The sequence below is a fragment of the Pseudomonas sp. MRSN 12121 genome (assembly GCF_000931465.1).
Classification (GTDB): Bacteria; Pseudomonadota; Gammaproteobacteria; order Pseudomonadales; family Pseudomonadaceae; genus Aquipseudomonas.
In genome coordinates this window covers 1,023,581-1,050,268 of record NZ_CP010892.1, presented here as the reverse complement: position 1 = coordinate 1,050,268, position 26,688 = coordinate 1,023,581, and the positions used below count along the sequence as shown (strand labels likewise).

The following is a 26,688-nucleotide window of genomic DNA, read 5'->3' as shown; positions in this document are numbered from 1 at the left end:
CCTTCAATTCGTCGTTCTTAGGCAAGTCGCTGCGCGCCTTGCGAGAAAAAGCGCCGGTGGCTGGCCACCGGCATGCGCGCCCGGATGGACGCCTGTTCGCTGCTGTCGCGTTCGGCCAGCAGCACGGCCTCGCCCTGATCCTGCTGCGCCAGCACCCGCCCCCAAGGGTCGACGATGGCCGCGTGGCCGAACGTTTCCCGGGGTCCCGGATGCAAGCCGCCCTGGGCCGCCGCCAGCAGGTAACACTGGGTTTCGATGGCGCGGGCGCGAATCAGCACGTCCCAATGGGCCGCGCCGGTCACGGCGGTGAAGGCCGAAGGAGCGCTGATCAGTTCCGCTCCGGCGGCCCGCAATTCACTGTACAACTCCGGAAAACGCAGGTCGTAGCACACCGTCAGGCCAATCCGGCCCACTGGCGTATCCGCCACGACCACCTGCTCTCCATGAGCATAGTCATCCGACTCGCGATACCGGCCGCGATTGTCGGCCACGTCCACATCGAACAGATGCAGCTTGTCGTATCGCGCCACTGTCTCGCCCTGCTCATCGATCAACAGCGAGCAGGCGCGGGCCTTGGCCTGCGGCTGGTCCACCGGAGGCAGCGGCAGGGTGCCGGCCACTATCCATAACTTGAGGTCGCGGGCGGTCTGTTTCAACCAGGGCAGGATCGGACCCTCGCCCCGAGCCTCGGCCAGGCCGATGGCCGCCGCGTCGCGGCGCCCCATGGCGGCGAAGTTCTCCGGCAGCACGGCCAGCCGCGCGCCGCCGGCGGCGGCCCGCTCCAGCAGGTGCCGGGCCTGCTGTAGATTGGCCAGCACGTCGCTCTGGCTGACCATTTGAATCACCGCAAGAGACATGGCGCACTCCGAAGTGGGATAGAGGGCCATGCTACTCCATGGGCCTGGATCGGGTTGCTTCAAAAAGGCTTGTCGAAGGTCATTTTCGGGTCCTTCCACGGCCCCTTGATGTTGTAGTTGACGCTGGCGAAACGCGAGACCCGGTCACCGATCAGCTTGTCGATCAAGAACAGCGCCCCACCGACAGCCGGAGCGCCGACGATCAAGGCGGCGATCGGCAGGTTGTTGGTCACCGGCAGGGTCACTTGCAGCTTCGCATCGACCTGGTCGGCCACCAGGTCCAGGGTGCCGTTGAGCTCCAGATTGCTCGAAGGCCCGGTCAGGGCGATGGGCTCGCGGGTCACGTAGACCCCGTTGCTGGCCACCAGCAGCCCCTTGACCCGGTCATAGCTCAGGCCTTTGCCGAACAGGTCGGAAAAGTCCAGGCGCAGGCGCCGGCCAATGGAGTTGAAGTTCAGCAGGCCGAAGACCCGCAGGGCCTGGGCCCCACCCTCGACCTCCACGAACTGGCCTTTGCGCAGGGTCGCGTCCAGGCTGCCCGAGAAGCGCTTGGGCCCGACCCAGGCCGGCGAACCGGGCCAGCGCCCGTCCACGTCCATATGGAATTCTTCGCTGGTCACGGTCGGCGCAAACCCCCAGCCCTTGAGCACGTCGGCCAGGTTCTTGCCCCCCAGGCGCCCCTTGTACCAACTGCTGCTGGCGCCCGGTTCGCCTTCCCAGCCGCCGGCACCTTGCAGGAGCATGCCCTTGAGCCCCAGGTCGAGACTGTTGAAAGCCATGCCCTTGGCGGTCGGCCGGACTTTCAGCGACCAGGCGCCGATCAGATCGTCGCCCTGGAACAGCTGCTTGATCGAAAGATCCAGCGCCGGGACTTTCTTCGGGTCCACCGAGGCCAGCGGATCCGGCGCATTCTCGTCGGCCTGGACCGTCGGGTCCGCGGCCGGCAGGCGCACGTACTGCAGATCGATCGCCATCGGCGCCGCCTTGGCATCGGGGATCGCCACATCGCCCCTGGCCTGCTGGCTGTCGAGTTGCAGGGCCCAGGCAGACGGCTTGCGCGTCAATTGCACACGGGCTTGGTCCAGGGTCGTGCCGAAACCGCTGAGCTTGCCGACCCTGAAGTCGGCACCGCTGAGCAACTGCTTGGCGCTGCCACCGGCATCCTGCCCGGCATAACGATCGACCAACGCCTTCCACGGTTCCACATCCAGCTCCGACAGCACGCCACGCACACGCAGGCCCTTGGCCCCCGGCAGCAGCGCATCGCCCTCGCCGAGGAACAACTCACCACGGCCATCGGCAAAGTTGCCGCTCGGCGCAGCGAAGGTGAAGTTGGCCAGGTCGCCATAGTCGAACCAGTAACGGCGCTCGGCGCCCTGCAAGGTCATGCGAAATACGCTGTCACGCCCCTGGCTGGCGGTCAGGCCGAAAGGCGCGGGCAAGTCGACGGCGACCCCCTTGAGACTGGAGCTGACCATCAACTGGCTGTCCGCGCCATCGAGGTTGAGCTGCAACTGGTAGGGAATGTCCCCGGAAACCGGCAGCGGCTGGTTGTATTTCAGCCATTGCGTGAGGTTGTTGACCGACACCTGGCCCTTGGCGACTACCCGCGTATCGAGCTTGCCGGGACGGCCGTCGGCGAAGATCTGCGCGGTCACCGGACGCTCGAAGGCCTGGGCGCTGATGCCCTGGCCGCTCAGCCCCTTGCTGCTGTCGAAGCGGAAATCGCCCTTGAGCTGGCTCAGTTCCAGTTCCGGCTCGCTCAACTTGAGCCGCGCCTTGCTGGTCTTGAAATCCACCAGGACCTTCGGCTCCTCGCCCTTGACCAGCGGGATATCCAGTTTCAGGCTGCCCTGCAGGTCGCCCTCGCCCTGCCAGCCGGCAAAGGTCGAGCCGGTGCCGATCGGTGCCTCTTGCAGGATCTTCAGGCCATCGCCCAGGCCACCGGCGAACGCGCCGTCGATGAACATGTGCGTGCTTTGCCCGGCGGGCACGTGGGGAATATTGACGTAGACATCCTTCACCCGGGTGTCGAGCAACTGGCCCTGGCTGGCCAGGATGCGCACCCCGCTGTCCTCGATGAACACATCGCCGTCGACCTTGCCGATGTGCGGCCAGCCCGGCTGGAAAGCCAGCTCGGCGTCGTGGACCTTGAAGAACAGGCTGATGCTGCGCGCCTCGTCGGCCGCGCCGTGGCTCAGCGAGCCCTGATACTGGAAGAAGCCTTCGTCCACCGCCCCCTTGAGGATCGCCGTGCGCAGCCACTCGTCCAGCGCCGGGCTGAGCACTTCGGGCAGGTACTTGGCGGTATAGCGTCCGTCGCCGTCGACCAGGCCGACGCGCAGGTCCATGTAGTCTTCCTGGTTATGGTCGAAATGCAGGCGGATCAGGAAATCGCCGGCGATCTTGCCCTCCTCGCCCAGCACCTTGAGGTACGGCGCGATCAGGGTGAAGCCCTGCTCGTCGAGCTTCCAGGTCAACCGGGCATTGGCCTGCAGGTACTGCCAGGGCTTGGCGAAGATCGGGTCCAGGTGCAAGGAAAAGTCCTTGCTGTCCATGCGCAATTCGCCCTGCCCGAGGTCACCGCTGATGCTGCCGCTGACGTTACGCGCGGCAGGGGCGCCGTGATAGGCGTCGAACCCGACCCGCTCCAGGTTGGCGGCGAAGCTCAGGCGCTGATCGCCGCTGGCCTGCGGTCGAAAGTCGAACAGGACATTGCGCAAGGCGCCGGTGACCTTGAGGTGGTCGACGACGGTCGCGACGTTTTCCGGCAGCGGCGCCCAGGCCTCCAGGAGCGGGGTGAGCGGCGTCAGGTCGAGACGGTCGGCCTGCAGGTGCCAGAGCTCCTCGGCGCTGTTGACGGCACCGCTCTGTTGCAGTTGCAGATGCGATTCCCAGCGCGTCTCGCCGAGGTTCATCGCCAGCGAATCGAAGAGCACGCTGAAACCCTCTTCGCTGCGCTGGAAGTAGGCATTGAGCGCCAGGTTCTTCACGGTGATCGGCTTGCGTCCGTCATAGGCGCCCTTGAGCTGCGGCGCATTCAGGCGCGCCACCAGGTTCTGCAACTCGCCGTCGCCCCAGCTCAGCCAGAATTCGCCGCCGGCCTTGAGCTCGGAGAAAGTCCATTGCTGGGTCAGGCGCGCCGGCAACCATTTCGCCCAGTCGCTTTGCGGCAGGCTCAGGTAAGCGTCGGCCCGCCCTTCGCGCCAGGCGCTGGCGCGGATCCGGGCCCGCAGGCTGAACGCCAGCGGCTGCCCGTCCGGCAGCGTCAGGCGTGCGTCGAGGCGCTGCTGGCCGGGGCCGGTGCGCAGGTTCAGGCCGACGTAGGTCAAGGCAATCGCGGCATGATCAAGCGGCTGCAGCGTCACCTGGCTATCGAGCAGCGAGAGTTCGCTGACCATCTGCAGGCGGTTGAGCAACTGTTCGGGGTCCAGCGGCTGGTCGTCCTGCACCGGCAGGCCTTCAAGCGCCCAGCGCCCGTCCGCGCCTTCCTTGAGGCTCAGGTTGAGGCCGCTGAACTCCAGGTGGCCGATCCGCAGCTGGCGCGCCAGCGCACTGCCCGGCAGGTCCGGCGCCACGCGCACCTGATCCAGGCGCAGGGCATTGGCGCCCTCGCCGACGGTCACATCGTGGGCCAGCAGAATGGGCGAGAAGCCGCTCCAGCTGCCTTCCAGGCGGCCGATCTGCACCGGCATGCTCAAGGCTTCCCGGGCCTTGTCCTGGACCTCGGCCCGGTATTCCGCCACCAGCGGGGTCAACTCCCGTCCCAGGCTGACGTACAGCGCCGTCAGCACCAGCAACAACGCACAAAGCCCCAGCCCCCAACGGGTCAGGGCAGCGAGAAAACGCATCAGACGCTCCATGTCAGCTGGCTCCCGTGGCAACAGTCATGCACAGGCCCGGGCCAGCTGCATCCGGTAAATGTAGGGTACGCGGACTCAGAGCAGCACCACGTCGTATTGTTCCTGGGAATACATGGTTTCGACCTGGAAACGTATGGTCCGGCCGATAAAGGCCTCCAGTTCCGCGACGTTGCCCGACTCCTCGTCGAGCAGCCGGTCGACGACCTTCTGGTTCGCCAGGACGCGATAGCCCTCGGCCTGGTAGGCCCGCGCCTCGCGCAGGATTTCGCGAAAGATTTCGTAGCAAATGGTTTCCGGGGTTTTCAGCTTGCCCCGTCCCTGGCAGCTGCTGCAGGGTTCGCACAACACCTGTTCCAGGCTTTCCCGGGTGCGCTTGCGGGTCATCTGCACCAGGCCCAGCTCGGTGATGCCGATGATGTTGGTCTTGGCGTGATCGCGTTCCAGCTGTTTTTCCAGGGTCCGCAGTACCTGGCGCTGGTGCTCCTCGTCTTCCATGTCGATGAAGTCGATGATGATGATCCCGCCCAGGTTGCGCAGGCGCAGCTGGCGAGCGATGGCGGTCGCCGCCTCGAGATTGGTCTTGAAAATGGTTTCTTCGAGGTTGCGGTGTCCGACGAACGCCCCGGTGTTGACGTCGATGGTGCTCATGGCTTCCGCCGGGTCGACCACCAGGTAGCCCCCGGACTTGAGCGGCACCTTGCGCTCCAGGGCTTTCTGGATTTCATCCTCGACGCCATACAGGTCGAAAATCGGCCGCTCGCCCGGGTAATGCTCCAGGCGATCGGCGATTTCCGGCATCAGCTCGGCGACGAACTGCGTGGTTTTCTGGAAGGTTTCCCGGGAGTCGATGCGGATCTTCTCGATCTTCGGGCTGACCAGGTCACGCAGGGTGCGCAGGGCCAGGCCGAGGTCTTCGTAAATCACGCTGGGCGCGCCGATGGTCTTGATCTGCGCGCCGATCTGGTCCCACAGGCGTCGCAGGTAACGGATGTCCATCATGATTTCGTCGGCGCCCGCGCCCTCGGCGGCGGTGCGCAGGATGAATCCGCCGGCTTCCTTGATCCCTTCCTGGGCCACGCAATCGCTGACCACCTGCTTGAGGCGCTCGCGCTCGGCTTCGTCCTCGATCTTCAGGGAAATGCCGACATGGGCGGTACGCGGCATGTACACCAGGTAACGCGAAGGAATCGACAGCTGGGTGGTCAGGCGCGCGCCCTTGGAGCCGATCGGGTCCTTGGTCACCTGCACCACCAGGCTCTGCCCCTCATGGACCAGGGCACCGATGCTCTCCACCGCCGGCCCTTCGCGCAGGGAGATTTCCGAAGCATGAATGAACGCAGCACGATCCAGGCCGATATCGACGAATGCCGCCTGCATGCCCGGCAAGACCCGCACCACCTTGCCTTTATAGATATTGCCGACGATGCCGCGACGCTGGGTCCGCTCGACATGGACTTCTTGCAGCACACCGTTTTCGACCACCGCCACGCGCGACTCCATCGGCGTGATGTTGATCAGAATCTCTTCACTCATGGCTGGGTCTCGTTCAGGCATATTCACTAGGGATGGCCGCATCGGTCAGGGACGGCGCTCAGCGCACTGCAAGGTTTTGCCAACAGGGTATGCCGAAATGGCCGAGCAGTTCTGCGGTTTCGCAGACCGGCAAGCCGACGACGGCGGAGTAACTGCCATTGAGCCCTGCCACGAATACCGCCGCAAGTCCCTGGATGCCATAACCGCCGGCCTTGTCCCGCGGCTCGCCGCTGGCCCAGTAGCGCGCGGCCTCGTCCTCGCCGATCGCCCGGAAGCGCACGAGGCTGCGCACCACCCGCGACTCGCAGCGCTGGCCGTCGAGCACGGCGATGGCCGTCAGCACTTCATGCTCGCGGCCCGCGAGGGCCATCAGCATCGACCGCGCATCGGCCTGGTCCGTGGGTTTGCCCAGGACCCGCCCATCCAGGACCACGGCGGTGTCGGCCCCCAGCACGCAGGCCGCGGCCTGCGCCTGGTCGCTGCCGAGCAGCGCACGCCCGGCCGCCGCCTTGCCGCGCGCCAGGCGTTCGACATAGGCGGCGGGGCTTTCATCGGCAAGCGGGGTTTCATCGATATCCGCGCTGATGGCGGTAAAAGGCACGCCGATCTGCGTGAGCAGTTCACGACGACGCGGCGAGCCTGAGGCGAGGTAAAGCGGTTTCATCAAGACATCTCCCTGTCGAGGTACGGGCAAATGCCTGACCGAATCAGTTGATTTTGAAACGTCGGCGCAACCCGCGCAAAGCGAAGCTGACCCAAGGCCAGAGCAAGGCACTGACCAGGGCCGGCAGGACCAGGGCAAGCGTCGGTTGCCGGTTGCCGGTCAAGGCGCTGAGCCACAGTTGCACCAGTTGCGCCAGGCCGAATATCACCAGGATCACCAGGCTCTGCTGCCACATCGGGAACATGCGCAAGCGCTGCTGCAGCGACAGCACCAGGAAGGTGATCAGGGTCAGGATCAGCGCGTTCTGACCGAGCAGCGTGCCGTACAGCACGTCCTCGGCCAGCCCCAGGCACCAGGCCGTGACCATGCCGACCTTGTGCGGCAGGGCCAGGGCCCAGAACGCCAGCAACAGGGCCAGCCAGAGCGGGCGCAGGATTTCCATGAATTGCGGCAACGGCGACACGCTGAGCAGCATGCCGATGATGAAGGTCAACCAGACCATCCAGCCGTTTCGGGACATTATTCTCTTCCTCCCGTGGAGGCCGGGGCCGCGGCGGGCGGCTTGGGCGCAGCGGGTCTGGTGGCCGCCGGCTTGACCGGGGCCGGATGGGCCACGGGCTTGGCCGGAGTGGCGGCGGCCGGCGCAGCGGGAACCGCTGGAGCCGCGGCGGGAGCAGAAGTCACGGGAGCGGCCGCGGCGGGCACGGCAGGCTTGGGCACGGTCGCCGGCACCACCGGAGCGGCGGCACCGCCCTGTCGATCCTGGGCCTCTTGCGCCTGGGCGGCGTCGTTGGCGCGTTCTTCGGCGGTACGGTTATCGCTGAACACCAGCAACAGATAACGGCTACGGTTCAGGGCCGCCGTCGGCACCGCGCGCACCACGGCGAATGGCTGGCCGGAGTCATGGATCACTTCTTTCACCGTCGCCACCGGGTAACCCGCCGGGAAACGCTGGCCCAGGCCGGAGCTGACCAGCAGGTCGCCTTCCTTGATATCCGCGGTATCGGCCACATGCCGCAGCTCCAGGCGCTCCGGATTGCCGGTGCCGCTGGCGATCGCCCGCAGGCCGTTGCGATTGACCTGCACAGGAATGCTGTGGGTGGTGTCGGTGAGCAGCAGCACACGCGAGGTGTAGGGCATCAGTTCGACCACCTGCCCCATCAGGCCGCGGGCATCGAGCACCGGTTGCCCGAGCACCACGCCGTCGCGCTCGCCCTTGTTGATGATGATGCGATGGGTGAAGGGGTTGGGGTCCATGCCGATCAGCTCGGCGACTTCGACCTTCTCGTTGACCAGCGCGGAAGAGTTGAGCAACTCGCGCAGGCGCACGTTCTGCTCGGTCAGGGCGGCCAGCTTCTGCAGGCGTCCCTGGAGCAACAGGTTTTCGGTCTGGAGTTTTTCGTTCTCGGCGGCCAGCTCGGTCAGGCTGCCGAACTGGCTGACCACACCCTGCCATAGCCGCTGCGGCAGGTCGGTGATCCAGTAGGACTGCATCAGCACCAGCGACATCTGGCTACGCACTGGCTTGAGCAGTGTGAAGCGGGCATCGACGACCATCAGCGCGACCGAAAGCACGACCAGCACCAACAGGCGCACGCCCAATGAGGGGCCTTTGGCGAAAAGCGGTTTAATAAGCCGCTCCTCCCAGGCAAATGTTCTCTTTATTCATACGGCTTCAAACCGGCCTGGAGCAGAATGACAGAAGATAAACGCCAACAGGCAGCACTGCAAAGTGCTGCCTGCGAGCGGAACACATGGATGCATCCGGCGCGATTATTCGCTGGAGAGCAGATCCATGGTGTGTTTGTCCATCATTTCCAATGCACGGCCACCGCCACGCGCTACGCAGGTCAGCGGGTCCTCGGCGACGATCACCGGCAGACCGGTTTCCTGGGCCAGCAGCTTGTCCAGGTCACGCAGCAGGGCGCCACCGCCGGTCAGCACCAGACCGCGCTCGGCGATGTCCGAGGCCAGTTCCGGAGGCGATTGCTCCAGCGCGCTTTTCACCGCCTGAACGATGGTCGCCAGCGACTCTTGCAGAGCTTCCAGCACTTCATTGGAGTTCAGGGTGAATGCGCGCGGCACGCCTTCGGCCAGGTTGCGGCCACGAACGTCGACTTCACGGACTTCGCCGCCCGGGTAGGCCGTACCGATTTCCTGCTTGATGCGCTCGGCGGTGGATTCGCCGATCAGGCTGCCGTAGTTGCGACGCACGTAGGTAATGATGGCTTCGTCGAAACGGTCGCCGCCAACCCGCACGGACTCGGCATACACCACGCCATTCAGGGAAATCAGGGCGATCTCGGTGGTACCGCCACCGATATCCACGACCATCGAGCCGCGGGCTTCCTCGACCGGCAGGCCGGCACCGATTGCAGCCGCCATCGGCTCTTCGATCAGGAACACTTCACGGGCACCGGCACCGAGGGCCGATTCACGGATGGCACGACGCTCGACCTGGGTGGACTTGCATGGAACGCAGATCAGCACACGAGGGCTGGGCTGCAGGAAACTGTTTTCGTGAACCTTGTTGATGAAGTACTGCAGCATCTTTTCACAGACGCTGAAATCGGCGATCACGCCGTCTTTCATCGGACGAATGGCAGCAATATTGCCCGGAGTACGACCGAGCATGCGCTTGGCTTCGGTACCGACAGCCACGACACTTTTCTGATTACCGTGGGTCCGGATGGCCACGACCGATGGCTCATTCAGGACAATACCGCGCTCGCGCACGTAAATAAGGGTGTTGGCAGTGCCCAGGTCAATGGAAAGATCGCTGGAAAACATGCCACGCAGTTTCTTGAACATGGGAAAGGGACCCTAGGCAACGCGTGGGTAAAAAAGTGCGGCAAACTCTAACAACGACAGGGATTTTGGGCAAGGCGCCAATATGTTAAATTGGCCGCTTTTCTGTGCACCAATCCCCACGATCGCGGCCTATGTGACCGTAGAAAGGCGGTAGTGTTCCGACAATCCAACACACGGACAAGGTCCGTTCTGTTTTCCACTGGAGAATCCCATGGCGCTTGAACGCTCCGACGTGGAAAAAATCGCTCATCTGGCCAGCCTTGGCCTCAATGATGCCGATCTTCCACACATCACCTCCGCCCTGAACAGCATTCTCGGGCTGGTGGATGAAATGCAGGCAGTCGATACCGACGGTATCGAGCCCCTGGCCCACCCCCTGGAAGCCAGCCAGCGCCTGCGCGCAGACGTTGTGACCGAGTCCAATCATCGCGAGGCCTACCAGTCCATCGCACCGGCGGTCGAGAACGGCCTGTACCTGGTTCCGAAAGTCATCGACTAATAGGGAAAGAGCCTGCAATGCATCATATGACTCTGGCCGAGATCGCCCGCGGACTCGCCGACAAGAAGTTTTCCTCCGAAGAACTGACCAAGACCCTGCTGGCGCGCATCACCCAGCTCGACCCGCAGCTCAACAGCTTCATCAGCCTCACCGAAGATCTCGCGCTGCAGCAGGCCAAGGCCGCTGACGAGCGGCGCGCGAACGGTGAGAACGGTGCCCTGCTCGGCGCGCCGATCGCCCACAAGGACCTGTTCTGCACCCAGGGCATCCGCACCAGCTGCGGCTCGAAGATGCTCGACAACTTCAAGGCGCCCTACGACGCCACCGTGGTCGCCAAGCTGGCCGCAGCCGGCACCGTGACCCTGGGCAAGACCAACATGGACGAATTCGCCATGGGCTCGGGCAACGAGACCAGTTACTACGGCGCGGCGAAGAACCCCTGGAACCTGGAACGCGTTCCGGGCGGCTCGTCCGGCGGTTCCGCGGCCGCGGTCGCCGCGCGCCTGCTGCCTGCCGCCACCGGCACCGACACCGGCGGCTCGATCCGCCAGCCGGCGGCGCTGACCAACCTCACCGGCCTGAAACCGACCTACGGTCGCGTTTCGCGCTGGGGCATGATCGCCTACGCCTCCAGCCTCGACCAGGGCGGCCCGCTGGCCCGCACCGCCGAAGACTGCGCGCTGCTGCTGCAAGGCATGGCCGGTTTCGACCCGAACGACTCCACCAGCATCGACGAGCCCGTGCCGGACTATAGCGCCAGCCTCAACGGCTCGCTGCAGGGCCTGCGCATCGGCGTGCCCAAGGAATACTTCGGCGCCGGCCTCGACCCGCGTATCGCCGAGCTGATCCACAACAGCGTCAAGGAGCTGGAAAAGCTCGGCGCCGTGATCAAGGAAATCAGCCTGCCGAACATGCAGCACGCCATCCCGGCGTACTACGTGATCGCACCGGCGGAGGCTTCCTCCAACCTGTCGCGTTTCGATGGCGTGCGTTTTGGCTATCGCTGCGAAGAGCCGAAGAACCTCACCGACCTGTACAAGCGTTCCCGTGGCGAGGGCTTCGGCACTGAAGTGCAGCGCCGGATCATGGTCGGCGCCTATGCGCTGTCGGCCGGCTACTACGACGCCTACTACCTGAAGGCGCAGAAGATCCGTCGCCTGATCAAGAACGACTTCATGGCTGCCTTTAATGAAGTCGACATCATCCTTGGCCCGACCACGCCGAACCCGGCCTGGAAAATCGGCGACAAGAGCAGCGACCCGGTCGCTGCGTATCTGGAAGACGTCTACACCATCACCGCCAACCTCGCGGGCCTGCCGGGCTTGTCCATGCCCGCGGGCTTCGTCGATGGCTTGCCGGTCGGCGTGCAACTGCTCGCCCCGTATTTCCAGGAAGGCCGTCTGTTGAACGTTGCCCACCAGTATCAGTTGAACACTGACTGGCACACCCGCACACCAACCGGCTTCTGAGGAGAAACACATGCAATGGGAAGTCGTGATCGGGCTGGAGATTCACACCCAGCTCACCACCAAATCGAAGATTTTCTCCGGTAGCGCCAACGCGTTCGGCGCCGAGCCCAACACCCAGGCCAGCCTGGTGGACCTGGGCATGCCCGGCGTACTGCCGGTGCTGAACCAGGAAGCGGTGCGCATGGCGGTCATGTTCGGCCTGGCCATCGACGCCGAGATCGGCCAGCACAACGTGTTCGCCCGCAAGAACTACTTCTACCCGGACCTGCCCAAGGGCTACCAGATCAGCCAGATGGAACTGCCGATCGTCGGCAAGGGCCACCTGGACATCCCGCTGGAAGACGGCACGGTCAAGCGGGTCGGCATCACCCGCGCGCACCTTGAAGAGGACGCCGGCAAGAGCCTGCACGAAGAATTCAGCGGCGCCAGCGGCATCGACCTGAACCGCGCCGGCACCCCGCTGCTGGAAATCGTCTCCGAGCCGGACATGCGCAGCGCCAAGGAAGCCGTGGCCTACGTCAAGTCGATCCACGCCCTGGTGCGCTACCTGGGGATCTGCGACGGCAACATGGCCGAAGGCTCCCTGCGTTGCGACTGCAACGTGTCGGTCCGCCCGAAAGGCCAGGCCGAGTTCGGCACGCGCTGCGAGATCAAGAACGTCAACTCGTTCCGCTTCATCGAAAAAGCCATCAACTCGGAAATCCAGCGCCAGATCGACCTGATCGAAGACGGCGGCAAGGTGATCCAGCAGACCCGCCTGTACGATCCGAACAAGGACGAGACCCGTCCGATGCGCAGCAAGGAAGAAGCCAACGACTATCGTTACTTCCCCGACCCGGACCTGCTGCCGGTGGTCATCGAGGACTCGTTCCTCGACCAGGTGCGCGCCACCCTGCCGGAACTGCCGCCACAGAAACGCGAGCGCTTCCAGGAGCAGTTCGGCCTGTCGGTCTACGACGCCAGCGTGCTGGCCTCGAGCCGCGAACAGGCGGACTACTTCGAGCAGGTCGCGCGCATCGCCGGCGACGCCAAGCTGGCGGCCAACTGGGTGATGGTCGAACTGGGCAGCCTGCTGAACAAGCAGGGCCTGGACATCGACGAGGCGCCGGTCTCGGCCGAGCAACTGGGCGGCATGCTGCTGCGCATCAAGGACAACACCATCTCCGGCAAGATCGCCAAGACGGTGTTCGAGGCCATGGCCAACGGCGAAGGCAGCGCCGACGAGATCATCGACAAGCGCGGCCTCAAGCAGGTCACCGATACCGGCGCCATCTCCGCCGTACTGGACGAAATGCTCGCGGCCAACGCCGAGCAGGTCGAGCAGTACCGCGCGGCCGATGAAGCCAAGCGCGGCAAGATGTTCGGCTTCTTCGTCGGCCAGGCGATGAAGGCCTCCAAAGGCAAGGCCAACCCGCAGCAAGTGAACGAACTGCTGAAAAGCAAGCTCGAAGGCTGACTGCAGTGTTGATGGCGGAGTTTGCAAATTCCGCCCCTGTAGGAGCGAGCTTGTTCGCGATCGCGTTGTCTCAGACAAAACGCCATCGCGAGCAAGCTCGCTCCTACATTTGTTTTCGGGGTCCCGATCGATGAAACGCTTACTGGGCTGTCTGGTCCTCTTTTCATTCCTGGCCGGCTGCGCCAGCCATGTCATCGACCCGCGCGGCTACGACCAGACCGGCACCGCGTCCTTTTACGGCGCCAAGCACCACGGCAAACGTACCGCCAGTGGCGAACCCTTCAACCAGCACGGCATGACCGCCGCCCATCGCGAACTGCCCTTCGGCACCCGCGTCAAGGTCACCAACCTCAATAACGACAAGAGCGTCGTGGTCCGGATCAACGACCGCGGCCCGCATACCCGCGGCCGGCTGATCGATTTGTCGCGTGCCGCCGCGCAGCAGTTGGGTATGATCCGCAGCGGCACCGCGAAGGTGCGCGTGCAAGCCCTCAGCGACTGACCCACGGAGCCCTGACCATTTTCGGACTAGCCGATTTACCGCTGTTCAGCGTCCTGCAGTTGTTCAGTGGCCTGCTCCTGCTGGTGGCCGGCGCCGAACTGCTGGTGCGCGGTGCGGTGCGCCTCGCCGCACGCCTGCATGTGCGTGCGCTGATCATTGGCCTGAGCATCGTCGCCTTCGGCAGCAGCGCGCCGCAGATGGCGGTCAGCCTGCAGGCGACCCTGGCCGAAAACACCGACATCGCCGTCGGCAGCGTGATCGGCAGCAGCATCTTCAACATCCTGGTGACCCTCGGGCTGTCCGCCCTGATCATTCCCCTGCGGGTCTCGCGCCAGCTGGTGCGCCTGGACATCCCGTTGATGATCCTCGCCAGCCTGCTGGTGTTCGTCCTGGCCTATAACGAAGAGCTGACTCCCGTCGACGGCCTGGTGCTGCTGGGCGCCCTGGTCCTGTACCTGGGCCTGCTGCTGCGCCAGTCGCGGCACTCGGTGCGCCCGCATGCCCACGCGCCAACCGATACGCCCCGCCGCCACTGGCTGAGCAGCCTGCTGTGGATGATCGCCGGCCTGCTCCTGCTGGTGCTCGCCGGGCATCTGCTGGTCGAGGCGGCGGTGGAGGTCGCCACCGACCTGGGGCTGTCCGAGCGCATCATCGGCCTGACCATAGTCGCCGTCGGCACTTCCCTGCCGGCCCTGGCCACCTCGCTGATCGCCGCGCTGCGCGGCCAGCGCGACATCGCCGTGGGCAACATCATCGGCAGCAACCTGTTCAACCTGCTCGGGGTCCTGGGCTTTACCGCCCTGGTGGCGCCGACGCCCCTGTCGGTATCGCCCAACGCCGTGGACTTCGACCTGCCGGTGATGCTCGGTGTCGCCGTGCTGTGCCTGCCGGTGTTTTATTCGGGCTATCGGGTCACCCGGGCCGAAGGCCTGCTGTTTCTCGGCCTGTACCTGGCCTACGGGCTGCATGTGGTGTCTTTCACCACCGGCATGCCGCTGGCCGGCAAGCTGGAAGACTTGATGCTGTTTTTCGTCCTGCCAGTGCTGGTGGCGTTCCTGCTGTTCAGTTCGCTGCGAGCCTGGCGCCGCCAACACAAGAAAGGGGAAGCGCAATGACCGAGAACAAAAAGCCGGGCGTGGAAGTACGCCGCCAAGTGATGGGCGACGCCTTCGTCGATCGCGCCCTGGGCAACGCCACCGCGTTCAGCCAGCCGCTGCAGGACTTCGTCAACGAGCATGCCTGGGGCAGTGTCTGGAATCGCGAAGGCCTGCCGCTGAAGACCCGCAGCCTGATCACCCTCGCCGCCCTGACCGCGCTCAAGTGCCCGCAGGAACTCAAGGGCCACGTTCGCGGCGCGCTGAACAACGGCTGCACGGTGGAAGAGATCCGCGAGGCGCTGTTGCATTGCGCGGTGTACGCCGGCGTACCGGCGGCGATCGACGCGTTCCGTGCTGCCCAGGAAGTGATCGACAGCTACCAGAAGGCAGAATGATTTCCCTGTAGGAGCGAGGCTTGCCCGCGATAGCGGTGTGTCAGACAAAACGCTATCGCGGGCAAGCCTCGCTCCTACATGTACCGGGTCAGATCCACCCGCCCCACTGCAGCAGGAAGATCCCGATATTGGTGGTCACCGCCGCCATCAGTGTGGTGATGACGATGATCGCCGCCGCCAGTTCATGATTGCCATTGGCCGCCCGGGCCATGACAAAGCTCGCCGCGGCGGTGGGGCTGCCGAAATACAGGAACAGGATCCCCAGCTCCGCCCCGCGGAACCCGCAGAGCCAGGCGCCGAAGGTGGCCATGAGCGGCAGGCCGACCATCTTCATCAGGCTCGAACTCAACGCCAGGTCGCCGCTCTGGCGCAGCGCCGCCAGGGACAAGGTGCCGCCGATGCAGATCAACGCCAGCGGCAGGGTCATCTGCGCCAGGTACTGGCCCGAGGTCTCCAGCCAGGCCGGCAGGCCGATCTGGAACATGGCAAAGGGCGTGGCCGCCAGGACGCTGATGATCAGCGGGTTGCTGATCACGCTTTTGCAGATGCTCCATGGATCTGACTTGATCACCGGGCTGTACACCGCCAGGACGATGGTCGACAGGGTGTTGTAGAACAGGATCACCAGCGCCGCGAGGACCGCCCCGAGGGAGATCCCGTAGTCGCCATACATGCTGGCCGCCAGCGCCAGGCCGATGATTCCGTTGTTGCCGCGAAACGCGCCCTGGGTATAGATGCCCCGGTCTTCCCGCGGGCAGCGCCAGATCGCCCAGCCCCAGGCGAAGGCAAAACTGGCCAGGGTGGCCACGGTGAAGTAGATCAGCAGCCCTGGCTTGAGCGCCGAATGCAAGTCGGCGTGGAGGATGCCGAGAAACAACAGCGCCGGCATGGTGACGTTGAACACCAGGGCCGACGCGGTGTGGATAAAACCGTCGTTGATCCAGGCGATGCGCTTGAGCAGCAGCCCGAGGAACAGCATGGCGAAGACCGGCGCGGTGATATTCAGCGTTTCGAGAAAAATGGCCAGCATGCCGGGTCAACCTTGAGCCTGTCGTCAGGCGCCCAATGATAAGCGCGCCGCGCTCAAAAGCCACGCCCGCGCTGCGCGCCGATCGCAGCCACACGCGGCTCGGCTGCGGCTACAGGGTGTACGCCACACGCTCGGCAGACACACTCGATGTAGCCGCTGCCGAGCCCTGGCGAGGCTGCGATAGGTCCGCAGGACCTCGGCCCTCTCAAGCACGGCGCCCACTTCGCAGTCGGATCGTAGCCCGCGGCAGCGCCCCGGGTCAGGTGATGGGCGCCGGATTGAACAGGGTGATGTCGTTGTGCAGCTTGTGCCGCTCGGCCCAGGTCTGCCGCTTGCCGCTGGCCACGTCCAGATAGAAGTGGAACAGCTCCCAGCCCAGTTCCTCGATGCTCGCCCGCCCCGTGGCGATACGCCCGGCATCGATGTCGATCAGGTCCGGCCAGCGCCGGGCCAGCTCGGAACGGGTCGAGACCTTGACCACCGGCGCCATCGCCAGGCCGTAAGGGGTGCCGCGCCCAGTGGTGAACACATGCAGGTTCATCCCGGCCGCCAGTTGCAGGGTGCCGCAGACGAAATCGCTGGCCGGGGTCGCGCAGAAGATCAGGCCCTTGCGGCTGAAACGTTCGCCCGGCCCCAGCACACCATTGATCGCGCTGCTGCCGGACTTGACGATCGACCCCAGGGACTTCTCGACGATGTTCGACAACCCGCCCTTCTTGTTGCCCGGAGTGGTGTTGGCGCTGCGATCGGCCTCGCCCTTGGCCAGGTAGCGGTCGTACCAGTCCATTTCGCGCACCAGCTCCCGGGCCACCTCCGGGGTTTCGGCGCGCGAGGTCAACAGATAGATGGCATCGCGCACTTCGGTGACCTCGGAAAACATCACCGTCGCGCCAGCCCGCAACAACAGGTCCGAGGCATAGCCCAAGGCCGGGTTGGCGGTGATCCCGGAAAAGGCATCGCTGCCGCCGCACTGCATGCCGAGCACCAGTTCCGAGGCCGGCACGGTTTCCCGGCGACGCTGGTCGAGTTTCTTCAGCCGCACCTCGGCCAGCTCCATGATCTGCTCGATCATCTCGCCAAAGCCGTGGCTGGCGTCCTGCAAGCGATACAGCCAGGGTTCGCCGAGGTCCACCGAAGGGTCGTCCTCGTGCATCACCTGCCCGGCCTGCAATTTCTCGCAGCCCAGGCTGATCACCAGCGCCTCGCCTCCCAGGTTCGGGTTGCGCGCCAGGTTGCGCACGGTGCGGATCGGGATATAGGCATCGGTGGCAGTGATCGCCACCCCGCAGCCATAGCTGTGGGTCAGCGCCACCACGTCGTCGACATGGGGATAGCGCGGCAAGAGTTCATCCTTGATCCGCTTGACCGCGTGATCGAGCACCCCGGCCACGCACTGCACCGTGGTGGTGATCCCCAGGATATTGCGCGTACCCACCGTGCCGTCGGCATTGCGATAGCCCTCGAAGGTGAAACCTTGCAGGGGCGCCTGCACGGCCGGCACCTCGGTGGACAGCGGCAGGCTGTCCAGCGCCGGCGCACTCGGCATGCGCAGCAGGTCTTCCTTGACCCAACTGCCGCGCCGGATCGGCTGCAAGGCATAGCCGATGACCTGGCCATAGCGGATCACCGGCTCGCCGGCGGCCAGATCCTCCAGCAACACCTTGTGGCTCTGCGGCACGAACTCCACGGTCACCAGCCCGTCGGCGAACGCCGTACCCGCCGGCACACCCTGGTCATTCACCACGACCACCACGTTATCCCGCTCGTGCAAGCGGATGTAGCGCGGTGAATCGGCATGTTCAATCAACTGCATGTCGCCGCCCCTTCAGGAATGCGCTTGGGAAAGTTGGCTCAGCTCGGGACCGTTGCTCGGTGGCTCCTTGAGCACCACGCGCTTGATCGGGCCGACAATCACCAGGTAGCTGAACACCGCCAGCAGGGCGTTGCAGCCGACGAACACCAGCGCCCACTTGAACGAACCGGTGGAACTGATGATGTAGCCGATGACGATCGGCGTGGTGATCGAGGCCAGGTTGCCGAAGGTGTTGAACAGGCCACCGCTGAGGCCGGCGATCTGCTTGGGCGAGGTATCGGAAACCACCGCCCAGCCGAGCGCCCCAACGCCTTTGCCGAAAAACGCCAGCGCCATGAAGCCCACCACCATCCACTCGATCTGCACATAGTTGCAGGCCACGATGCTGCTGGAGACCAACAGTCCGGCGATGATCGGCGCCTTGCGCGCGAAGGTCAGGGAATGGCCCTTGCGCAACAGATAGTCGGAAATCACCCCACCGAGCACCCCACCGATAAAACCGCAGATGGCCGGTAACGAGGCGATGAACCCCGCCTTGAGAATCGTCATGCCGCGCTCCTGCACCAGGTACACCGGGAACCAGGTCAGGAAGAAGTAGGTGATGCCGTTGATGCAGTACTGGCCCAGGTAGACGCCGAGCATCATGCGGTTGGTCAGCAGCTGGCGCAGGTAGTCCCATTTCGGGCCGTCGCTGCGTTTGCCCTGGACCTCCTGGTCCATGTCGACCATGCCGCCGTTGTCGGCGATGTGCTTGAACTCGGCCTCGTTGATCAACGGGTGCTGGCGCGGGCTGTGGATAACCTTCAGCCAGATCAGCGAAAAGACGATACCGATGACACCCATCACGATGAACACGTGCTGCCAGCCGAAGCGATAGACGATCCAGCCCATCAGCGGCGCGAACAGCACCGTGGCGAAGTACTGCGCCGAATTGAAGATCGCCGAGGCCGTGCCGCGCTCGGTGGTCGGGAACCAGGCCGCGACGATGCGCGCGTTGCCGGGAAAGGACGGCGCTTCGGCCAGGCCCACCAGGAAGCGCAGCATGAACAGCGCCACCACCGCGGTGGAGACGCCGAACTCACCGACATAACCTTGCAGCACGGTGAACAGCGACCAGGTGAAAATGCTCAGGGCGTAGATTTTCTTCGAGCCGAAACGGTCGAGCAGCCATCCGCCGGGGATTTGCCCCGCCACATAGGCCCAACCGAACGCGGAAAAGATGTAACCGAGGGTGACGGCGTCGATGCCGAGGTCTTTTTGCAGGCTGGAGCCCGCGATGGCGATGGTCGCCCGGTCGGCGTAGTTGATCGTGGTCACCAGGAACAGCATGAGCAGGATCAGGTAGCGGACGCGAGTCGGCTGGGTCGCTTGCATTTGGATGTACTCCCACTAGTTATTTTTATGCGGGTAAAACATGGGTTTTCACCGACCCCGCCGGGCCTCGGGCAAAGGCCGGCGGGGGTACAGCGGGCTTACGATCCGATGTAGGAGGTCTTCACCACGGTGTAGAACTCCTGCGCGTAGCGACCCTGCTCGCGGGATCCATAGGATGAACCTTTGCGCCCGCCAAAAGGTACGTGGTAATCGACGCCGGCCGTCGGCAGGTTGACCATGACCATCCCCGCCTGGGAATGGCGCTTGAAGTGGTTGGCGTACTTCAGCGAGGTGGTGGCGATCCCTGCCGACAGGCCGAACTCGGTGTCATTGGCCATGGCCAGCGCCGCCTCGTAGTCCGCCACCCGCACCACGTTGGCCACCGGGCCGAAAATCTCCTCGCGGCTGATGCGCATCGAGGCCTCGCTGTCCGCGAACAGCGTGGGCGCCAGGAAATAGCCTTCGGTGTCACAGGTCACCAGGCCACCACCGCTGACCAGCCGCGCGCCTTCGGCCTGGCCGATATCGATGTATTTCAAGTCCTGTTCCAATTGCGCCTGGGACACCACCGGACCGATATCGATACCGCTCCTCAGCGCATGGCCCACCTTGATCGAGCGCATGCGCTCGGCCAGCGCCTCGACGAAGCGGTCGTGGATGCCCGCGGTGACGATCAAGCGGCTGGAGGCGGTGCAGCGCTGCCCGGTGGAATAGAAGGCGCTCTGCGCCGCCAGCTCCACCGCCTGTTTGAGGTCGGCATCGTCGAGGATCACCTGCGGGTTCTTGCCACCCATCTCCAGCTGCACCTTGGCCTGGCGCGACACGCAACTGACGGCGATCTGCCGGCCCACGCCCACTGAACCTGTGAAGCTGATGCCGTCGACTTTCGGGCTGTTGACCAGGGCATCGCCGACCAGCCGGCCGCTGCCCATCACCAGGTTGAACACCCCGGCCGGGAAGCCGGCGCGGGAGATGATTTCCGCCAGGGCCCAGGCGCAGCCCGGCACCAGCTCGGCGGGCTTGAGCACCACGCAGTTGCCGTAGGCCAGGGCCGGGGCGATCTTCCACGCCGGGATCGCGATCGGGAAGTTCCACGGGGTGATCAGGCCGACCACGCCCAGGGCTTCGCGAGTCACCTCGACATTGACCCCCGGCCGCACCGACGGCAGGTAATCCCCCGACAGGCGCAGGCATTCGCCGGCGAAGAACTTGAAGATATTGCCGGCGCGGGTCACCTCGCCAATGGCTTCGGGCAGGGTCTTGCCCTCTTCCCGGGCCAGCAGGGTGCCGAGCTCTTCGCGGCGGGCGAGGATCTCGCTGCCCACCTTGTCCAGCGCATCGCTGCGCGCCTGGATACCGGAGGTCGACCAGGCCGCGAACGCCGCGCGGGCGGCGTCGATGGCGGCATGTACCTGGGCCAGGTCGGCCTTGGCGTATTCGCCGATGACATCGGACAACTCGGATGGGTTGATATTGGTCGAATAGTCGGCACCGGCGACCCATTGGCCGCCGATATAGTTATCGAAACGTTTCTGCTGTGCCACGCGCCCTCTCCTTACAGAAAAACCTTGGCAAAAGGCCGCTGATCGCTCAGCGGCCTCGGGAATCGATCACTGCGCGCCCTGGGCGTCGATCAACGCCGCCAGCGCTTCATATTCCTCCGGCAGCAGATCGGTCAGCGGCGCCCGCACCGGGCCGGCGTCATGGCCGACGATGCGCGCCCCGGCCTTGACGATGCTCACGGCGTAACCGGCCTTGCGGTTGCGGATGTCCAGGTACGGCAGGAAGAAGTCGTCGATGATCTTGCCGACCGTGGCGTGGTCTTCCCGGGCAATGGCGCGGTAGAAGTCCATCGCGGTTTTCGGGATGAAGTTGAATACCGCCGACGAATACACCGGCACCCCGAGGGCCTTGTAGGCCGCGGCATAGACTTCGGCGGTCGGCAGGCCGCCGAGGTAGCTGAAGCGGTCGCCCAGGCGCCGGCGGATCGACACCATCAACTCGATATCGCCCAGGCCGTCCTTGTAGCCGATCAGGTTCGGGCAACGCTCGGCCAGGCGCTCCAGCAACGGCGCGGTCAGGCGGCAGACGTTGCGGTTGTAGACCACCACGCCGATCTTCACCGACTTGCACACCGCCTCCACGTGGGCGGCAACGCCATCCTGGCTGGCCTCGGTCAGGTAGTGCGGCAGCAGCAACAACCCCTTGGCGCCCAGGCGCTCGGCTTCCTGGGCGTACTCGATGGCCTGGCGGGTGGCGCCGCCGACGCCGGCCAGGATCGGCACGCTGGTGGCGCAAGTGTCGACCGCGGTCTTGATGATTTCCGAATATTCGCTGGCCGCCAGGGAGAAAAACTCACCGGTGCCGCCTGCCGCGAACAGCGCCGAGGCACCGTACGGGGCCAGCCATTCCAGGCGCTTGATGTAGCCCGCGCGATGAAAATCGCCCCGGGCATCGAAATCGGTCACCGGGAAAGACAGCAGGCCGGAGGAAAGGATGGACTTCAGTTCTTGTGGATTCATTCTTCGAACACCCTGGACACACGTTTGTGATGGAAAGACACCTCAGCCCTGGCCGAAGTTGTAGGTCATCGTACAACTAAAATGACAATCGTCAATCGCAATTCGTCCCCCGCCGGGAAAATGCCCTGCAAAAAACCCCTGCTTGACGAGTCGGGATTTTGCTTTATTCTCGAATTTAGCTGTACATCCATACAGTTAAATTCTCGAAACACCCATGACATATCAAGGAGCTAGAAATGTCAGGTCTACCCACTCCGCAGCGGGAACAGCTGCACACCAAAGGCCAGATCGTCGCCGACCTGGACAGCCTTTTCACTGAGCGTGGCATCGCCATTTCAGGAGACGGCGACCATCTGCTGCTGATCGCCGACGGCCATCACACCCTCAAGTACCACAAGCCCGGGATTCTCCCGACGGCCCCGGGCAAAAACCCTAAAGCCTTGCCCCAGCTGCGTTTCGAAGGTGGCGAGCACACCGCTATCGGCGATGCCACCCTGCTGCGCTTCGTCAAGGATGCCCCGGCCATTCCCGCCTGGCAGGTCGAATTGCACCTGCCCAACGGCCTGGCCCTGACCTACGGTCAGGTGGTGGCCCTGGGCGGCGATTTCTACGGCATTCCCGACCAGCCGATCTGCGAAGGTGCCACGCCAGCGGATCGCCTGCAGCGTTTTACCGCCGCGTTCAACTCGCTCGCCGTATTGCCAGCGGCCCGGGACGAGGCGAAGCAGATCCTCGCGGTCATGCAGAAGGAAATCGTCGCGGCCAACCAGGCGATCAAGGAAGGCCGGCAACCCCACGAAGCCTATGACGCGCTCGGAGATACGTTGTCCGAGGAGTGGAACAAGATCACCGGCGGCGGCAGCTTCGTCTCGGCCCTGTTCCCCCTGGGCCGCTACCTGAAACTGGCCGCCAACAACGCCGACCATTTCGGCGAGTGGGCGCTGCTGGCCTACATCGCCGGGCACACCGCTGCCCTGCAGCAAGCAGTACAGGCCCACAAGAGCGCGGACGAAAAGCAGCTGGAACTGGCCTACGCCATGAACGCCTTCGCCGACCACTTCCTCACCGACCTGTTCTCCGCCGGCCATGTGCGGGTGCCGCGCAAGCAGCTGGCGGCGGTAGTCACACCGAGCGACCTGGGTTCGTTGATTACCCGCTTCATGCACGACGAAGACAGCAAGTTCGGCCTCAATGTCAGCAATGCCCAGGGCGATCGCTGGCATGCCTATGGCGACAAACGCTATTTCGACACCGTCGACAGCCACAACCGCAAGCAGGTCAAGCTGGCGGTACAGCGCTCGGCCGACGAGATCTTCGAGAGCTACCTCAGCGGCACGGCGCCGGCGCCTGGCAACTTCACCGCGCTGAAGCTGCTGCCGGACCTGGAAGCGGCCAAGAGCGGCAACTTTTCCCCGCTGTTCGTCATGCAAGGCGACAAGGTGCTGCGGCGCAGTGACGTGAACAACCTGAACGACAGCAAGACCATCGACAACTGGTGGGGCTGGAGCACCTACCTGCTGCTCAAGGATTACAAACCCAATAAACCGGCGGGTTACCTGGAGGCACCCACGCTTGCCCCGACCCTCCAGGCCGATGGCTGGCAGAGCCAGACGCCCAGCGCGCCCAACTGGCTGCCGGGCCATGCCGTGCGCTACGCCTTCAGCTACACCAATGGCTTGAACGAGTCGTACATCGGCCCGTGGTCCGCCTATGCCGAACTGAGCGAGCGTTTCCAGCCGACGCTGAACGTACCGACAGACACCGGCAGCGGTTCCAGCGGACGCAACATTTTCCGCCAGTTCCGCGGCGGCTCGCCGGAATTGATCGCCTCGATCGACAAGACCGCCACCACCTACATCGACCGCAATGCCTGACAAGGACACCGACATGGCTATCAATCTGACTGTGCAACTGGCCTCGGGCCAATCCCTGCAAGGGGCACCACTGGAACTGCTGCGCAACGGCACGCCTATCGCCCGGGCGACTGTCGACCAGCAAGGCCGTGTGGCTTTCGATGCGAAACCCGGCGCCGGGCAACTGGCCGTGAGAGTGGACCGTTCCATTCTCGACGGCCGCTAAAGCATCGCGAGCAAGCTTCGCTTCTACAGAAGACCGCAGTGTTTTTTGTAGGAGCGAGCGGACGGCGATTCCGACTTGCCCGCGACAGCCCGACCACAGGCGCCAAGCCTCCCCGGCATGGCGCCTGTTGCCTTTACCCGCGCTGTGCCTCTGCCTCTTCATGGGCATGGCGCAGCCGTTCGCGACTGTTGGTCAGGTGCAGACGCATCGCTGCCCGGGCCGCGTCCGAGTCCTGGCGGGCAATGGCTTCATAGATTTCTTCATGCTCGCGGCTCAGGCGGCCCATGTAATGCTGCTGGTCGTCGTGGGCCAGGCGCGCCGAGTTCAGGCGGGTGCGCGGAATGATGCTGGTCCCCAGGTGGGTCATGATGTCCGTGAAATAGCGGTTGCCCGTGGCCAGGGCAATGTGCAGGTGGAACTGGAAATCCGAGGCCACCGCATCGCTGTCATGGGCCGCGCTTTCGTTGAGGGCGTCCAGCGCCGCCCGCATCGCCGCCAATTGCTCGGTGCTGCGCCGCTGCGCGGCCAGCCCGGCCGACTCCACTTCCAGGCTGATGCGCAACTCGAGAATCGCCAGCACATCGCGCAAGGTCACCACCGTCGCCGGATCGATCCTGAAACCGCTGGGGCTTGGCGTGTCGAGCACGAAAGTGCCGATGCCATGGCGGGTTTCCACCTGGCCGGCGGCCTGCAACCGGGAAATGGCTTCGCGCACCACGGTGCGGCTGACACCATGGGCTTCCATGATCGCCGCCTCGGTGGGCAACTTGTCGCCGCGCTTGAGCAGGCCATCGCGGATCTGCTCCGACAGCACGGTCACCAGCTCCTGGGCGAGGCTACGGCGCTTGCGGGGAAGGCGTGGCGCCGTGTTCTGGTTGTCCATGATGAAGGTCTTTCTCCGAAAACTGATCGCGCATCATAGCTCAGCCAAGTTGTACGATCACCGTTGACTATGCCGTCACCGCCTGGTCGACCAGGTGCCCGCGCTCGATACGGATATGCCGCGGGTGGAAACGCTTGAGGCTGCTGCGGTGGCCGACACTGACGATGCTCAGCCCCGGCAACTGGTCGATCAGGGCCTGGTAGAGCGTCGCCTCGTCTTCTTCGTCCATGGCCGAAGTGGCCTCGTCCATGTACAGCCATTGCGGCGCGTAGAGCAGGGCCCGGGCAAAGGCCAGGCGCTGCTGCTCGCCCGGCGACAGCATGCGCTGCCAGTGGTTGCTCTCGTCCAGGCGCGCCACCAGATGCGGCAGGCGACAGGTTTCCAGCACCTGTGCATAACGCTCTTGCGGGTAGGTGTCTCCCGACTGTGGATAACTCAAGGCTTCGCGCAGGCTGCCAATGGGCAGGTAAGGCTTCTGCGGCAGGAACAGGTATCGCTGGTTGGGCATGCGGATGCTGCCGTGGCCAGCCGGCCATAGCCGCCCCATCGCCCGCAGCAAGGTGCTCTTGCCGCTGCCGGAACGACCGCTGAGCATCAGGCGCTCGCCCGGGTTCACGGTCATCCGGGCACCGGCCAGCAGATGCCGGCCATCCGGCAGGTCCAGGCCAAGATCCTCCACCTGCAGGGTTTCGCCCTGGTTTTGCACGTCGATGGCCGGCGGCCGCTCTTCGTTTTCATTCATCGCCTGGCGAAAGCTCAACAGACGATCGCAAGTGGCACGCCAGGCCGCGAGGTCGGAGTAAGCCGTGATGAACCAGCTGAAGTTCTCCTGCACGTTGCCGAAGGCCGAGTTGATCTGCATCAGCTCGCCCAGTTCGATCTTGCCCGTGAGGTAACGCGGGGCGGCGACGATGAAGGGGAAAATGATCGCGATCTGGCCATAGCCCGAAGTGAAGAAGGTCAGGCGCTTGGACACCTTCATGATGTCCCAGAAGTTGTGCCAGACCATGCCGAAACGGCTGCTCAGTCGCTTGTTCTCGTTCGGTTCGCCGTTGTAGAGGGCAATGCTCTCGGCGTTCTCACGCACCCGCACCATGGAAAAACGCAGGTCCGCCTCGAAGCGTTGCTGGTTGTTGTTCAAGCCGATCAGGCGCCGCCCGATCAAGTGCGTGAGCCAGCTGCCGACGGCGGCATACACCAGTGCGCACCAGAACATGTAGCCGGGAATGGTGTAGCCGAAGACTTCGATGCTGCCCGATACCCCCCAGAGGATGATCGAGAACGACACCAGGCTGACGATGGTACGCAGCAGGCCCAGGGCGAGCCCCAGGGTGTTGGTGGTGAAACTGTTGAGGTCTTCGGAAATCCGCTGGTCGGGGTTATCGGTGTAGCCGCCCTGCTCCAGCTGGTAGTAATTCTTGTGCCCCAGCCAGCGGGCGAAGTGTTTTTCCGTGAGCCAGGCGCGCCAGCGGATGGTCAGCATCTGGGTCAGGTAAAGCCGGTAGACCGCCGCCAGGATAGCCACCGCGGCAATCCCGCAGAAATACAGGATCAATTGCCAGAACGCCGCTTCGTCCTTCTTTTGCAGGGCGTTGTAGAAGTCCTTGTACCAGCTGTTGATCCACACCGAGATCGCCACGCTGAACAGGGTCAGGGCCACCACTGCGAACAGCAGCAACCAGGCCTTGCCCTTCTCTTCGCTGCGCCAATAGGGCGTGGTCATTTCCCAGACCCGACGGAAAAACTGCCCGCGCACAGTATCGTTGACCGCGGAATATTCAGCGTTCTGATTCATCATCAAGGCTCGATTGGGATGGGGACAAGCATCGAGCCGATCATAG

At 64.3% G+C, this 26,688-nt stretch carries 22 protein-coding genes; 8 read left to right on the top strand and 14 right to left on the bottom strand.

Annotated elements, in window-relative coordinates; genetic code table 11:
• Window positions 1–17: 17 nt before the first annotated feature.
• The 7 genes from TO66_RS04640 to mreB form a co-directional block, all read right to left on the bottom strand.
• Window positions 18–857: a carbon-nitrogen hydrolase family protein gene (locus TO66_RS04640; protein ID WP_044461219.1), complete on the bottom strand. Its 840-nt coding sequence runs from the start codon at window positions 855–857 to the stop codon at window positions 18–20.
• Window positions 858–916: 59 nt separating this feature from the next.
• Window positions 917–4,720 carry a YhdP family protein gene (locus tag TO66_RS04635; protein ID WP_044461218.1) on the bottom strand — a complete coding sequence of 1,268 codons (3,804 nt, stop codon included), beginning with the start codon at window positions 4,718–4,720 and terminating at the stop codon, window positions 917–919.
• 75 nt (window positions 4,721–4,795) lie between these two features.
• Window positions 4,796–6,253, bottom strand: coding sequence for a ribonuclease G (gene rng / locus TO66_RS04630; protein WP_007929907.1), 1,458 nt, complete (start codon window positions 6,251–6,253; stop codon window positions 4,796–4,798).
• A gap of 58 nt (window positions 6,254–6,311) precedes the next feature.
• The gene (locus TO66_RS04625; RefSeq protein ID WP_044461217.1) at window positions 6,312–6,917 is read right to left on the bottom strand and encodes a nucleoside triphosphate pyrophosphatase; all 606 of its coding nucleotides are present in this window, start codon (window positions 6,915–6,917) and stop codon (window positions 6,312–6,314) included.
• 43 nt (window positions 6,918–6,960) lie between these two features.
• A complete protein-coding gene (mreD, locus tag TO66_RS04620) occupies window positions 6,961–7,437 on the bottom strand; it encodes a rod shape-determining protein MreD (RefSeq protein WP_044461216.1) in 477 nt (158 codons plus the stop codon).
• Window positions 7,437–8,549: a rod shape-determining protein MreC gene (gene mreC / locus TO66_RS04615; protein ID WP_082061040.1), complete on the bottom strand. Its 1,113-nt coding sequence runs from the start codon at window positions 8,547–8,549 to the stop codon at window positions 7,437–7,439. The genes mreD and mreC overlap by 1 nt, the downstream gene beginning before the upstream one ends.
• A 141-nt stretch (window positions 8,550–8,690) precedes the next feature.
• Window positions 8,691–9,728, bottom strand: a complete 1,038-nt coding sequence (gene mreB / locus TO66_RS04610; protein ID WP_002555108.1) for a rod shape-determining protein MreB — start codon at window positions 9,726–9,728, stop codon at window positions 8,691–8,693.
• A gap of 211 nt (window positions 9,729–9,939) precedes the next feature.
• On the opposite strand from mreB, the gene gatC reads away from it, so the two are divergent.
• The 6 genes from gatC (at window position 9,940) to TO66_RS04580 (ending at window position 15,146) form a co-directional block, all read left to right on the top strand.
• Window positions 9,940–10,227: an Asp-tRNA(Asn)/Glu-tRNA(Gln) amidotransferase subunit GatC gene (gatC, locus tag TO66_RS04605; RefSeq protein ID WP_044461215.1), complete on the top strand. Its 288-nt coding sequence runs from the start codon at window positions 9,940–9,942 to the stop codon at window positions 10,225–10,227.
• A 17-nt stretch (window positions 10,228–10,244) separates the two neighbouring features.
• Entirely contained in the window at window positions 10,245–11,696 is a 1,452-nt protein-coding gene (gatA, locus tag TO66_RS04600; protein ID WP_044461214.1) for an Asp-tRNA(Asn)/Glu-tRNA(Gln) amidotransferase subunit GatA, read from the top strand.
• Window positions 11,697–11,706: 10 nt separating this feature from the next.
• Window positions 11,707–13,152 (top strand): Asp-tRNA(Asn)/Glu-tRNA(Gln) amidotransferase subunit GatB, encoded by a 1,446-nt coding sequence (gatB, locus tag TO66_RS04595; RefSeq protein WP_044461213.1) that lies wholly within the window; start codon window positions 11,707–11,709, stop codon window positions 13,150–13,152.
• Between the two features lie 130 nt (window positions 13,153–13,282).
• The gene (locus TO66_RS04590) at window positions 13,283–13,654 is read left to right on the top strand and encodes a septal ring lytic transglycosylase RlpA family protein (RefSeq protein ID WP_044461212.1); all 372 of its coding nucleotides are present in this window, start codon (window positions 13,283–13,285) and stop codon (window positions 13,652–13,654) included.
• 59 nt (window positions 13,655–13,713) lie between these two features.
• Window positions 13,714–14,769, top strand: coding sequence for a calcium/sodium antiporter (locus tag TO66_RS04585; protein ID WP_044461211.1), 1,056 nt, complete (start codon window positions 13,714–13,716; stop codon window positions 14,767–14,769).
• Window positions 14,766–15,146: a carboxymuconolactone decarboxylase family protein gene (locus tag TO66_RS04580; RefSeq protein WP_044461210.1), complete on the top strand. Its 381-nt coding sequence runs from the start codon at window positions 14,766–14,768 to the stop codon at window positions 15,144–15,146. The genes TO66_RS04585 and TO66_RS04580 overlap by 4 nt, the downstream gene beginning before the upstream one ends.
• Before the next feature lie 88 nt (window positions 15,147–15,234).
• Here the strand turns inward: TO66_RS04580 and TO66_RS04575 are convergent, their stop codons facing one another.
• The 5 genes from TO66_RS04575 to kdgD all read right to left on the bottom strand — a co-directional run bounded on the left by TO66_RS04575 (window position 15,235) and on the right by kdgD (window position 21,885).
• Window positions 15,235–16,176, bottom strand: coding sequence for an AEC family transporter (locus tag TO66_RS04575; protein WP_044461209.1), 942 nt, complete (start codon window positions 16,174–16,176; stop codon window positions 15,235–15,237).
• 259 nt (window positions 16,177–16,435) lie between these two features.
• Window positions 16,436–17,989: a galactarate dehydratase gene (gene garD, locus TO66_RS04570; RefSeq protein ID WP_044461208.1), complete on the bottom strand. Its 1,554-nt coding sequence runs from the start codon at window positions 17,987–17,989 to the stop codon at window positions 16,436–16,438.
• Between the two features lie 12 nt (window positions 17,990–18,001).
• Window positions 18,002–19,363, bottom strand: coding sequence for an MFS transporter (locus TO66_RS04565; RefSeq protein ID WP_044461207.1), 1,362 nt, complete (start codon window positions 19,361–19,363; stop codon window positions 18,002–18,004).
• A 98-nt stretch (window positions 19,364–19,461) separates the two neighbouring features.
• Window positions 19,462–20,907, bottom strand: coding sequence for an aldehyde dehydrogenase family protein (locus TO66_RS04560; RefSeq protein ID WP_044461206.1), 1,446 nt, complete (start codon window positions 20,905–20,907; stop codon window positions 19,462–19,464).
• A gap of 66 nt (window positions 20,908–20,973) precedes the next feature.
• A complete protein-coding gene (gene kdgD / locus TO66_RS04555; protein WP_044461205.1) occupies window positions 20,974–21,885 on the bottom strand; it encodes a 5-dehydro-4-deoxyglucarate dehydratase in 912 nt (303 codons plus the stop codon).
• A 236-nt stretch (window positions 21,886–22,121) separates the two neighbouring features.
• Between kdgD and TO66_RS04550 the strand changes: the two genes are divergently transcribed.
• Together TO66_RS04550 and TO66_RS04545 are read left to right on the top strand one after the other, a co-directional pair.
• Window positions 22,122–23,759, top strand: a complete 1,638-nt coding sequence (locus TO66_RS04550) for a hypothetical protein (protein ID WP_044461204.1) — start codon at window positions 22,122–22,124, stop codon at window positions 23,757–23,759.
• 13 nt (window positions 23,760–23,772) lie between these two features.
• Window positions 23,773–23,964, top strand: a complete 192-nt coding sequence (locus TO66_RS04545) for a hypothetical protein (protein ID WP_044465947.1) — start codon at window positions 23,773–23,775, stop codon at window positions 23,962–23,964.
• Window positions 23,965–24,097: 133 nt separating this feature from the next.
• Here TO66_RS04545 and TO66_RS04540 read toward each other — a convergent pair whose 3' ends face one another.
• On the bottom strand, window positions 24,098–24,847 hold the full coding sequence (locus tag TO66_RS04540) for a FadR/GntR family transcriptional regulator (protein ID WP_044461203.1): 750 nt from the start codon (window positions 24,845–24,847) through the stop codon (window positions 24,098–24,100).
• A 67-nt stretch (window positions 24,848–24,914) separates the two neighbouring features.
• Window positions 24,915–26,642: an ABC transporter ATP-binding protein/permease gene (locus TO66_RS04535; RefSeq protein ID WP_044461202.1), complete on the bottom strand. Its 1,728-nt coding sequence runs from the start codon at window positions 26,640–26,642 to the stop codon at window positions 24,915–24,917.
• Between the last annotated feature and the right edge of the window lie 46 nt (window positions 26,643–26,688).

Bases quoted from the DNA above. Each gene is read 5' to 3' on its own strand.
- TO66_RS04625 (WP_044461217.1), bottom strand. From the start codon at position 6,917: ATGAAACCGCTTTACCTCGCCTCAGGCTCGCCGCGTCGTCGTGAACTG.
- TO66_RS04540 (WP_044461203.1), bottom strand. From the start codon at position 24,847: ATGGACAACCAGAACACGGCGCCACGCCTTCCCCGCAAGCGCCGTAGC.
- TO66_RS04640 (WP_044461219.1), bottom strand. From the start codon at position 857: ATGTCTCTTGCGGTGATTCAAATGGTCAGCCAGAGCGACGTGCTGGCC.
- TO66_RS04565 (WP_044461207.1), bottom strand. From the start codon at position 19,363: ATGCAAGCGACCCAGCCGACTCGCGTCCGCTACCTGATCCTGCTCATG.
- TO66_RS04635 (WP_044461218.1), bottom strand. From the start codon at position 4,720: ATGGAGCGTCTGATGCGTTTTCTCGCTGCCCTGACCCGTTGGGGGCTG.
- mreD (WP_044461216.1), bottom strand. From the start codon at position 7,437: ATGTCCCGAAACGGCTGGATGGTCTGGTTGACCTTCATCATCGGCATG.
- gatB (WP_044461213.1), top strand. From the start codon at position 11,707: ATGCAATGGGAAGTCGTGATCGGGCTGGAGATTCACACCCAGCTCACC.
- kdgD (WP_044461205.1), bottom strand. From the start codon at position 21,885: ATGAATCCACAAGAACTGAAGTCCATCCTTTCCTCCGGCCTGCTGTCT.
- TO66_RS04575 (WP_044461209.1), bottom strand. From the start codon at position 16,176: ATGCTGGCCATTTTTCTCGAAACGCTGAATATCACCGCGCCGGTCTTC.
- TO66_RS04590 (WP_044461212.1), top strand. From the start codon at position 13,283: ATGAAACGCTTACTGGGCTGTCTGGTCCTCTTTTCATTCCTGGCCGGC.
- garD (WP_044461208.1), bottom strand. From the start codon at position 17,989: ATGCAGTTGATTGAACATGCCGATTCACCGCGCTACATCCGCTTGCAC.
- TO66_RS04545 (WP_044465947.1), top strand. From the start codon at position 23,773: ATGGCTATCAATCTGACTGTGCAACTGGCCTCGGGCCAATCCCTGCAA.
- gatA (WP_044461214.1), top strand. From the start codon at position 10,245: ATGCATCATATGACTCTGGCCGAGATCGCCCGCGGACTCGCCGACAAG.
- rng (WP_007929907.1), bottom strand. From the start codon at position 6,253: ATGAGTGAAGAGATTCTGATCAACATCACGCCGATGGAGTCGCGCGTG.
- TO66_RS04550 (WP_044461204.1), top strand. From the start codon at position 22,122: ATGTCAGGTCTACCCACTCCGCAGCGGGAACAGCTGCACACCAAAGGC.
- mreB (WP_002555108.1), bottom strand. From the start codon at position 9,728: ATGTTCAAGAAACTGCGTGGCATGTTTTCCAGCGATCTTTCCATTGAC.
- TO66_RS04580 (WP_044461210.1), top strand. From the start codon at position 14,766: ATGACCGAGAACAAAAAGCCGGGCGTGGAAGTACGCCGCCAAGTGATG.
- TO66_RS04535 (WP_044461202.1), bottom strand. From the start codon at position 26,642: ATGAATCAGAACGCTGAATATTCCGCGGTCAACGATACTGTGCGCGGG.
- gatC (WP_044461215.1), top strand. From the start codon at position 9,940: ATGGCGCTTGAACGCTCCGACGTGGAAAAAATCGCTCATCTGGCCAGC.